The 9,987-nt window shown below is 30.0% G+C and carries 4 protein-coding genes; all 4 read right to left on the bottom strand.

Translation table 11 applies throughout. The features are described 5' to 3' along the window. Window positions 1–96 precede the first annotated feature (96 nt). Window positions 97–1,653, bottom strand: coding sequence for a murein biosynthesis integral membrane protein MurJ (murJ, locus tag ACMUOV_RS03030; protein ID WP_413853575.1), 1,557 nt, complete (start codon window positions 1,651–1,653; stop codon window positions 97–99). Window positions 1,654–1,713: 60 nt separating this feature from the next. After that, window positions 1,714–1,989 carry a 30S ribosomal protein S20 gene (rpsT, locus tag ACMUOV_RS03025; protein WP_413853574.1) on the bottom strand — a complete coding sequence of 92 codons (276 nt, stop codon included), beginning with the start codon at window positions 1,987–1,989 and terminating at the stop codon, window positions 1,714–1,716. A 144-nt stretch (window positions 1,990–2,133) separates the two neighbouring features. Further along, the gene (locus tag ACMUOV_RS03020) at window positions 2,134–2,349 is read right to left on the bottom strand and encodes a hypothetical protein (protein WP_413853573.1); all 216 of its coding nucleotides are present in this window, start codon (window positions 2,347–2,349) and stop codon (window positions 2,134–2,136) included. A 306-nt stretch (window positions 2,350–2,655) separates the two neighbouring features. Beyond that, on the bottom strand, window positions 2,656–9,987 hold a 7,332-nt coding region (locus ACMUOV_RS03015; protein ID WP_413853572.1), incomplete at its 5' end, for a hypothetical protein.

Genomic DNA, 9,987 nt, shown 5'->3' with positions numbered 1-9,987 from the left:
TCAATTCATGTTTTTTAGGTTATAAGGTTATCAGGTTATAGGGTTATAAGTTATTTTATAATTTTTAACCGATAATCTTATTTATATAAACCGTCGTTAATTGCTTCTTTTTTTAATTCTATTAAAAAAAGCTTTTAAAAGTTGTTCTATTTCTTCGGATTTTAGCAATTTTGCCGTTAATATAAAAATAAAAATTCCAAAAACAATTGATATCGGAAGTAAAATAAAATATGAAATGTTAATAAGCATTATAAGGTAACAAATTATTCCCATTACAACGGATGCCGCTAATGCTTTTGACAGTGATTTCATTATTTTTATTATTCCCAAATTGCCTATTTTTTTTCTTATTTTATATGCCAAAATTATAAAATTTATATATGCACATATTGATGTTGCAAGGGCAAGCCCGCCGACACCTATAACTTTCATTAAATACACACATAAAACAACATGTATTATCATAACTAAAAAAGCAACTTTTACCGGAGTTTTTGTATCCTGGAAAGAAAAAAAAGTGTTTGCAAAAATTTTAGATATTGCATAAGCCGGAAGGCCAAAAGCATAACATATTAATGCTTGGTTTGTAAGTATTGAAGCAATATCGTCAAACTTTCCCCTTTGAAATAAAACTTTTATTATCGGAAGCCCCAAAACAATTAAACCTGCAGCTGCGGGAATCAATAATATAACCGAAAACCTGACGGATAAATTTAATGTTTCTTTCATATCATTAATATTTTTATGTGCCACTGCTTTTGACATTAAAGGAAGTGAAACAGTTGCAAGGGCAAGCCCGAAAATTGCCAAAGGAAGTTGCATTAACCTGTTTGAATAATATAATGCGGTTATTGAACCGTTACCCAAAAAAGATGCACAAACAGTATCCACAAAAGTATTTATTTGGTCAACGGAAATTCCTATTATAGAAGGTATCATCAATAAAAATATTTTTTTTAATCCCGGATGATTTAAGTTAAAATCAAATTTTAAATGCCATCCCAATTTTTTTAAAGAAGGATACTGCATTAAAAAATGCCCCAAGCCGCCGAAAATTACACTTACGGCAAGCCCTTTTATTTGATTTTCCGGTGTAAGAAGCGGAGCTATTGCAAGCACATAAATAATTTCGGCAAAGCTTAAATTTGCAGGTGCAATTGCAGGAATAAAAAAAGCTTGTAATGTATTTAACAATGCAAGTAACAGCCCTGCCAAACAAATAAAAATTAAGAAAGGAAACATTAAACGGGTTAAATCTATGGTAAGTTGCAGTTTTTCCGGGTCTGAGGTAAAACCCCATGCAATAAATTTAACCAACTGCGGCGCAAAAAAAACACCCAAAATCGTTATTACGGTTGTTATAAGCAACAATGCCGTAAAAACAACATTTATAAGTTTTTGTGTTTCCGATTTTTGTTTGGTATGTAAATATTCGGAAAATACGGGAATAAATGCAACCGAAAATGAACCTTCGCCAAGCATTCTTCTTATAAGGTTAGGTATTCTAAAAGCCGCATAAAAAGCATCGGCAACCATACCCGCACCGAATAAATAAGCAACCAACATATCCCTTAAAAAACCGAAAACTCTGGATATTGCAGTGCCTATGCTTACATAACCCGCATGTTTAACTATTTGTTTATTTTCCGACATAAGTTAAATAAAAAAAAGCCGATATTGCTTAGATATCGGCTTTTTAAATAAAATTTTTGATTATATCGAAGCAACCAATTTTGCAAGTCTTGCTTTTTGGTTATTAGCGGAATTTTTGTGAATAACATTTGTTTTACTTGCCTTATCCCACTGAGAAAAAGCAACATTCAATGCCTTTTGAGCTTCTTCTTTATTTTTTGCTTTTACCGCTGCTTCCACTTTTTTTGCAAGTGTTCTTATTTTACTTGTAGCAGCTGCATTTCTTGCCGTTCTTTTTTCAGCTTTTCTTACTTCTTTAAGTGCAGATGTATGTCTGCCTGTTTTTAATTTTGCCATTATATTCCTCCAAACAATTGAACAATGTTATAAACATTTGATTATTGTATCATATTTTGTTTTTTATAGTCAAGAAAAATTTATAGCCGAATGGCTGAGGGCTGAGAATTTAACGATAACAGCAAACGGCAATGTAGAATATTATTATAAGTTGAATATGTCTTCGTTTAATAAAAAATCATATATCCCTATATGTATTATTCCGTTGTTATCAATCCACGGTTTTTGAGTCGTTTTTGTTATTATAAATTTTTTAAAAAAATCTTTTACGGCAAGCAGCGGTCTAAGTTCTTGCTTTTGTTTATCCTCATCCGAAATATTAAGTGCAGGTTGAAGATAAAAATCTCTTTTTATATACATTTTTTTCCTTATTTTGTTTTTGGAAAAGTTAGTCGTTTTTACAACAAACTTTTCCCTTGATAACATAAAATATTTATGATTGTCAATTTTTTAGGTTATAGGGTTATAGGGTTATGGGGTTAACGGCAACGGCAAAACGGCAATGTATAATGTAAAATGTAGAATGTATAATTAACGGCGAACGACAACGAACAACAACAGATTACTCATATTCCTCGTCGCTTCGCTCACTCGGAATGACAGAAAAAAAAGGACTTCCGGGAAAAACTCGGAAGTCCTTTTTGTATTTCTTATTGCTATTCCAAATTATGCAGCTGTCAAGATATCTCTTACACCTTCCAATGCACTATTACCTATATCTACAAAATCAGCTACATTTCTTTCAGATATTAACATATCACCGGATTTCAATAATATATTTAATGTCGTTATCATATTATTTTTAGCTTCAGAACTAATTTCTTTTTCAAACAAGATATTATCAGAATTTATTCTAATTAATACGGAATCCATATATCCTTGCATCATATTCCTTATTTCAGGGAAACTCATTTGTTTAAATTTATTTATTGTTTGTTCATTTAATACAATATCAACACCTGTAACTTTTGCCTGCACTAACAAGTACCTTATAATTTTTCTTTCGTTATCGCTTAAAGTATTTAAAATTTCTCTCATATCATTATTTATAGAATTATCATCAATATTAATATTAATAAGTTCTTCTTCAAGTGTCGCTTCAATAACACCTCTAAACAACTGTTTTATTGCTTTTATTCTCAAACCGCTATTATCATTTTCATCATTATTAATATAACCATCTGTGAGAATAAGCTCTATCTCTGTTTTCATTTTCTTAGATAATTTATCTTTATTTATTTCATACCAATTATTAAAGTCATTTAATGTATATTTTTCACTTGTAAACATTTCGGTAAAATCTTTGATATCGAAAGAATTTTGAACAAAAGCATTCTTAGCTATACTAATTCCGGCATTATACGAAACTTTAGCTTTATTAGCATATTGGAACATTTTTGAATTACCATATTTAGTAAAGCTATATTTCATAATAGATATTGCACCAATACCCATTGCAACTAATTTTTTTGCAGTTGCTTCTGTAATTTCAACATCTTCACTGTATTCAACTTCTATTTTTCCATTTTCTATAAATTTATTAAATATCTTACTATTATTACTTAATTTTTCTAATCCTTTTTCACTTAAAGTGATACCATAATTTTGATTACTTATTTTTTCAAACACTTTAATATCTACATTTTCACCAAGTTTAATATTCACATCAGGCATAACAAAATTTATACCAGCAACAACAGGCATTACAAAATTATCAATAATGTAGGAAGTATTTTGAACTTTTGAAACATCCAATTTAACTCCTGTAAGATTGCTGAATCTATTTATATAATTTGTTATTTCTTCCACATTAGAATTATCATTAACGGTAACAATTAAATTAACATCAAAACCTAAATTTCTAAGACGGCTAATTTCATTCTTTATGACACTATCTGATTGTCCGTCAACAATTAAATCCAATGTATTGTAACCTGCATCTTTTTGTAAACGAATTAATTGTTCTGCAGATAGCCTTGTTTTTAAATTATAGTTAGTAGATTTTTTAACAGGAGCTTCAATTATTGAATATGTTGAAACACTGAATTTTTGCCTAATATTAACATCATTATATATTGCATTTTCTTTTTCATTATCAAGCTCTTCACAGAATTTTTTATATAGTTGTCTATAATTTTGCAAACCTATGGTTTTAATACCATAAACTTTTTCAAATAAAACTTCAGTAAGACGATTATCACTACTTAATCTATCTAAATATTCTGCTTTTGCAAATTCTACAATTTCACTTCGTTCATTTTCGCTGAGTTTATTAAATTTAGCTTTTGATTCACCTATTACTGTCATAACAAGTTCGTAACTATCGCCGTATGTTCTAACACCTACTTTGAAATTAATATCATTATTTTGAGCATCTTTTACTGTAATGTTACTACCTCTTGCAAAGTTTTTACCTCTGGCATCATAACTCTGGTTAAATTCAAATCTACGTAAAGTTTTAACTTTAATTTCACCGGCGGTGGCATTTGCACCAATTTCGGCTGCTGTATTTGAAAGATACGGAATAAAGAATTTAATAATATGCTTACTCCAATTTGTAAATTCTTCAATAACATCAACTGCACCATTGTCTTCTTCTATTTCTTCTACTTCATCAACTTTAGTTTGAGAAGTTTCTTCTTTTGCAGGAAGTTCCGCTTGACCTAAAAATGAATTTTCAATATTTTCACGAGGTAATTTTCTAACAGGTTTAAAATCTTCTCTTCTTTCTTTTTCACTATCTACTTTCTCATCTATAACCTCAACTTGTTCAGCAGCAGGTAGTGCAGGTTTTACTTCAATTGCTTTTTTATCTTCTTTTTCTAATCTTTTTGTTTCAGCAACAGGACCTTCTATTTTTTCTTGTTCTTTCTTTTTTACTCCAAATATTTTTTCAACCAATTTATTAAAGTACTCTTCAAAATCATTAAAATATTTATATAATACAGACAAGAAACCTGAAGGCATAATTTGTGTATCTTTTACCTCATAATTTTCTACCTCAATCATATTATCTTCTTTTTTCTTTTCTACAGATACAGGCACAGGTTTAGTTTCTCCTTCTATAACTTCAACTTGCTCATTATCAATTTTTATAACAGATTCCTCTTGTTCTACATGCTTAACAGACGGCTCTTTTTCTTCATCATCGGGAATAACTTCTCCTTTAACATCTATTACTTCAGGTTGTTGTTTAGATGTAACTTTTCTTTGTTCGTCAATTTGTTCTTCGACAGTAGTTGTTTGTTCTGAAGTATCTGAAGTATCTAATAATCTACCGGGATCTGTTATTGCACTTGTTTCAAGAAGAGGAACTTTCACATTATCACCATCACCACCATCTTTATCTTCATTTTGTTCAATATTATCAGTAGTTTTATCCGTATCGGATTTTCTCATATTTTTTAATATGTAACCCGGTACCATAAATAAATTACCGATAAGCATAACCGCAATAACAATAGGTGCCGTAACAACAATTTGAATCCACAAAACATCCGAGTTTCTTAATTCTTGAACTTTTTCCCATTCGGCTCTGTCTTGTTCGGAAGCATTTGCAACTTTTTCATCAATACTTTTTTTACTGTTAGATATAGCCCTGAAATAATTTTTAATTTCTTTCTTAATATTACCAAATACTGTTTTTGCCGGAGATTCTTTTAAATTAAAACCTGTTCTTAAACCGGATTGTGACCAGATACTTGCAAAAGGGAAATATATCATAACAAAAGAAAGTATATATGCAAAATGAGGAGCAGCAATGAATGATGCAAAAAGAATAATGATAAGAGCAGCATTTGCTATAAAATGAGAATTATATGTAGCAGCATCTGTTATAACATGATCACTGTCTTTACCAAGACCTCTTCCAGTAAATATATATGCAGATATTCCCTTTAATAAAACAGATAAGAAACCGCCTTTCATATTATCGGAATCACCAAGGAATGCCGGCTTTAATATAGTTTTAAGCCAAGAAGAGAATGGATTTTTACCTTCATTATAAGAAGACTTAAATGTTACATAACTGAGCAATGAATTTGATTGAGACAAAGGAATACTTACCAAAGCAAATACTATCGCATAAGGGAACGCAGCAAAAGGACTTATTCCAAAGAATAAAACTATCAAGATATAAGAACCGATTGCCCCACTGACAAGAAGAGTTTTTAAATAGGTTAACGGGCCTTGGAATAAATAGGACGAAATCTTAAATGCACCCGAATAAAGTTCAATTAAATTTCTTATAGGATTTTTACTTCTTGTTTTAGATTGTTCCATTAACATTTGATTATATCTTACCATTGCCAACGAAATAAAAAATTCAGCTGCACCTTGTGCAAATTTATTTTTCATTCCGGTAAATCCTCTGCTGGCAGCTTCTTTTTGTTTATCGTCTTTTAAACCTTCTATCTTCGCTATCGGTTTGTAACTTCTTGCAGTCATTCTACAGAACATACCAAAAATCATGTCTTCACTGATTTTATCTCCGTAAGCAGTTTCACCACGAGTTTTATCCAAATCGTACATAGCACGACCATATAATTGTAAAGTATTATCAACTTCCATTGCAGCATGCATTGTATTAAAAGGTTGTTCTTCCAACGAAGCATTCAGTCTCGAAAATACGGTATTTCTAAGTGTTTTGCTTTGTTTTTCATCAGGAATAACGGCAGTGAGACCAGGATTTTCCATTAAAACTCTTTGTTTCGTAGAATGTCTTTGTGCTGTTTGAATATCCATAGAATTGTTTGCATCATAAGTTGCCAAATATTTTGTTCCAAACAGCATTTCATTCAAATCTTCAAGAATTCTAAGATGCTCAGCTTTTCCTGAACCTTGAATTGGATTACCTATTTCAACTTTTTTAACATCATAGCTTACATATGAACACTCTTTATTATCAGCAAAAAATGTTTTTGCATCGGTTTTTAAAACAACTTTTATTTCAAACATAATCTGTTTGTAGATATTTATCTCATCAAAAGTTGCATTTCCTTCTTTTATTTTTTGCTCAAGAGCTTTAAAATCAGCATAAGTAATATGCTCTTCTTTCAATATTACCGGTAAATTAAGCATTAATTCATTATTTTCAAAATCACTTAATAAATTCTTTTGTTCCTCTGTTAAATTTTCTTTATTTTCCAAATCCTTAATTTCAGTTAACTTATTAAATACAATATTTTCATTCGGAGTTCTATTTCCTTTATCTTTTAAAATTTCATATTGTCTTTCACCAAATAATTCAGGATTTTGAATAACAGCATATTTAACAGATGGATTCTTTTTTACATTATTATTTACTGAAATAATGTTATTAATACCATTATCTTTTTCAAAATCAATTTTGACATTACCATTTTCATCAATAACTCTATTAAAATCTTTTGCATAAACCTGATAACCTATAAGGAAATTATTCTTACCTTTTAATACTTCAGATATGGTTTTGTCAAAATTTTCCTCATTTGTATATTTATCGGCATTTTCTATTTTTGCCTGTAACAAATTCGCCTCATAAATTGCATTGAAAGCATTATCCAACTCAGATAATTCCTGTCCATGAATTTGTCCCCAAGCACAAATAATTTGAACAATAGGATTATCTTCATCAAAAGCTTTACCGTTATTTTCTACCTGTTTACCTTTATTAACAGAAACATTTCCTTTTTCATCTACATTTATTAATTCTTTAATACTGCGGTAAGCAGCTAATGCTTCATCATCGGAATAAATTACAGGATCTTCATTTTTACCGTTTTCATAATAAAGAAGCAAATCATTACCTTCATTATCTTTTGTTTCTTCAAATTTATCAAGCATCGCCAAGAATTCGTCAGTGTATACTCCTATAAGATGAGTAAGTTTTGTATTACCGGTTCCATCATCATGAATTCCATTTAACGGCTCAGCACCTTTATTGAGATACAAAGTTACTTCTTCTGCGTAACCTGTGCCCATGTGTGCGGAATTTTGTTCACCTAACACAAGAGTTTTATTCCCAATATTTGTAGAAACATTTCTGGCTTGATGCTCATTAAAAAATTCTTCCCTTGCAGACATAGTTGAAGGTTCTTTAGTAAAATCAGGGAATTCTGTTATTTCCCTATCAAGCCAGTTTCCGTTTCTTGGTTGACCAAACTTAAACAAATAATTTTCATATTCTTCGGTTGTAAGCTGATGCCTGTCATATAAACCTTTCATCATTTGGTTATGATACTCAGCCGCGGCAACAACTATTAAACGTTGTGCCTCATTCTTATCTTCTTGAGATAAATTATCAACAAACTTTGTAAAAGCACTTTCTTTAACTATTTCTTCAGTGGATAAAACATTTTTATCAGGATTTTTATCTTTATACATTCTTACCAACATATCTTGAGATAATTTTCCTATAATTCTATCATCGGTTATATTCATAAAATCAGTTATAAATTCGGAATTTGCAAGTTTTGAATATTTTTCATTGTTATTTGATGCTTGTTCCAAATTACCAAAATATTGTTGTCTTGAAGACCAATCTTTTCCAGCTTTAAAATAACCTTTTGCTTTTTTATCTTTATATGCAAAAATCGTATTATAAATTCCAAATGTCCCAAAGAAATCAAGTAAGAAGAAACATATAAATGGGAATGAAATTAATCCTGTAAACATAATACCGGTTGCAAAAGTTAATAATGCAACAAGAGCAACATATGAAGATAAAACGGCAGCAAACGCTATAAGTTTAGGATGTTGTTTTGATGAAAGAAATTCGCTGTCTTTTGCAAAATTATATACTGCCAAATAACTTGCGAATATAACAAAACTTAATGCTACCAAAACTACAGGGTTCAATACAAACATAGCACCGGTTCCAACAAAACTTGCAGACATAATACCTGAAGGAAATGCTATACCTAACCCTGTAAATAATCCGTTAAACAAATATGCTTCAAAAACGGTTTTTAAAGCTATCGCAAAAATCCACATTTTCTTGTTTGTTTTTGATATTTCCTTTTGAGATTCTATTTCAGTTTCATCCGTAGTGTCTATTCTGTTTCTAAATATAGGAACAACTTCTCCGAAATAATCTCTTATAAGATTTTTCTGAAGAATGTTTTCAACTTTAGAAAGGCCATAGTAAATACCAAGAGCAATAGCAATTACAGCTACAAATGCAATAAAAGGTGACAATAATGCAGACCCCAAAATAACAACACCTTGAGCAAATGCAACATATGCTGCTATAGGAGCAAATGTGGAAACAACAGCAAGTATAAGTTCTTTGAAGTTAACAAGTAACTGAATAGGTCCCATTATAAAACCGGTATGAGGAACATATTGTCTATATAAATTTAATAATGCCGGTTTATCCGTTATGGTGTTTTCAACATACTTATCTTTAATATATTTATTATACCTTTCTACATAACCCGGAGTTCCGAAAGTGTCATTAATTTCAAGGTTTGTATATTTATCAGTAGTTGATTCTTTATTATTTCTTGGACCGCTGATACCAAGAATATCCGTTAAATATTTAATTTCTCCCTTAAAATTTCTGTCTTTTTTCATCAACTCAAAAATTTCATCATCAGAAAGATTTTCAACCTTATCCTGATTTTGTTCTTTAAATATTTCTATAAGCTGAGCTTTTCTTTGTTCATACGTTATACCTTTATCTGTATATGTTTTAACCCATTCTATTTCATTACTTATCATTTCATTTATTCTATTTTGCTTACCATCTTTATAAAGAACCAATGCATTAAATACAAGCACATCTTTTAAATTGGAAGCTTCAAATTGATTTTGAGCATCCAAAATTTGAAGCAATACTATAACTTTTTCAGTATATTCGTATGCCATTTCTTCTTTATCAGTAAATCTTCCACTATTAATTTTCTCAACAAGCTGTTTATATTCTTGTTCGTTTTTAGGAAGTAAATCTAAGAAATCATTTGCATATGAATCTTCTCTGCCTATAACATTTTCTAAGTACCAACTGAAATTAAATAT

Origin of the sequence: Candidatus Ruminimicrobium bovinum, from assembly GCF_902760015.1 — a bacterium.
Taxonomy (GTDB): Bacteria; Elusimicrobiota; Endomicrobiia; order Endomicrobiales; family Endomicrobiaceae; genus Ruminimicrobium; species Ruminimicrobium bovinum.
Note: the sequence above shows the minus strand (reverse complement) of the source record. Positions and strands in the feature narration are given on the sequence as shown.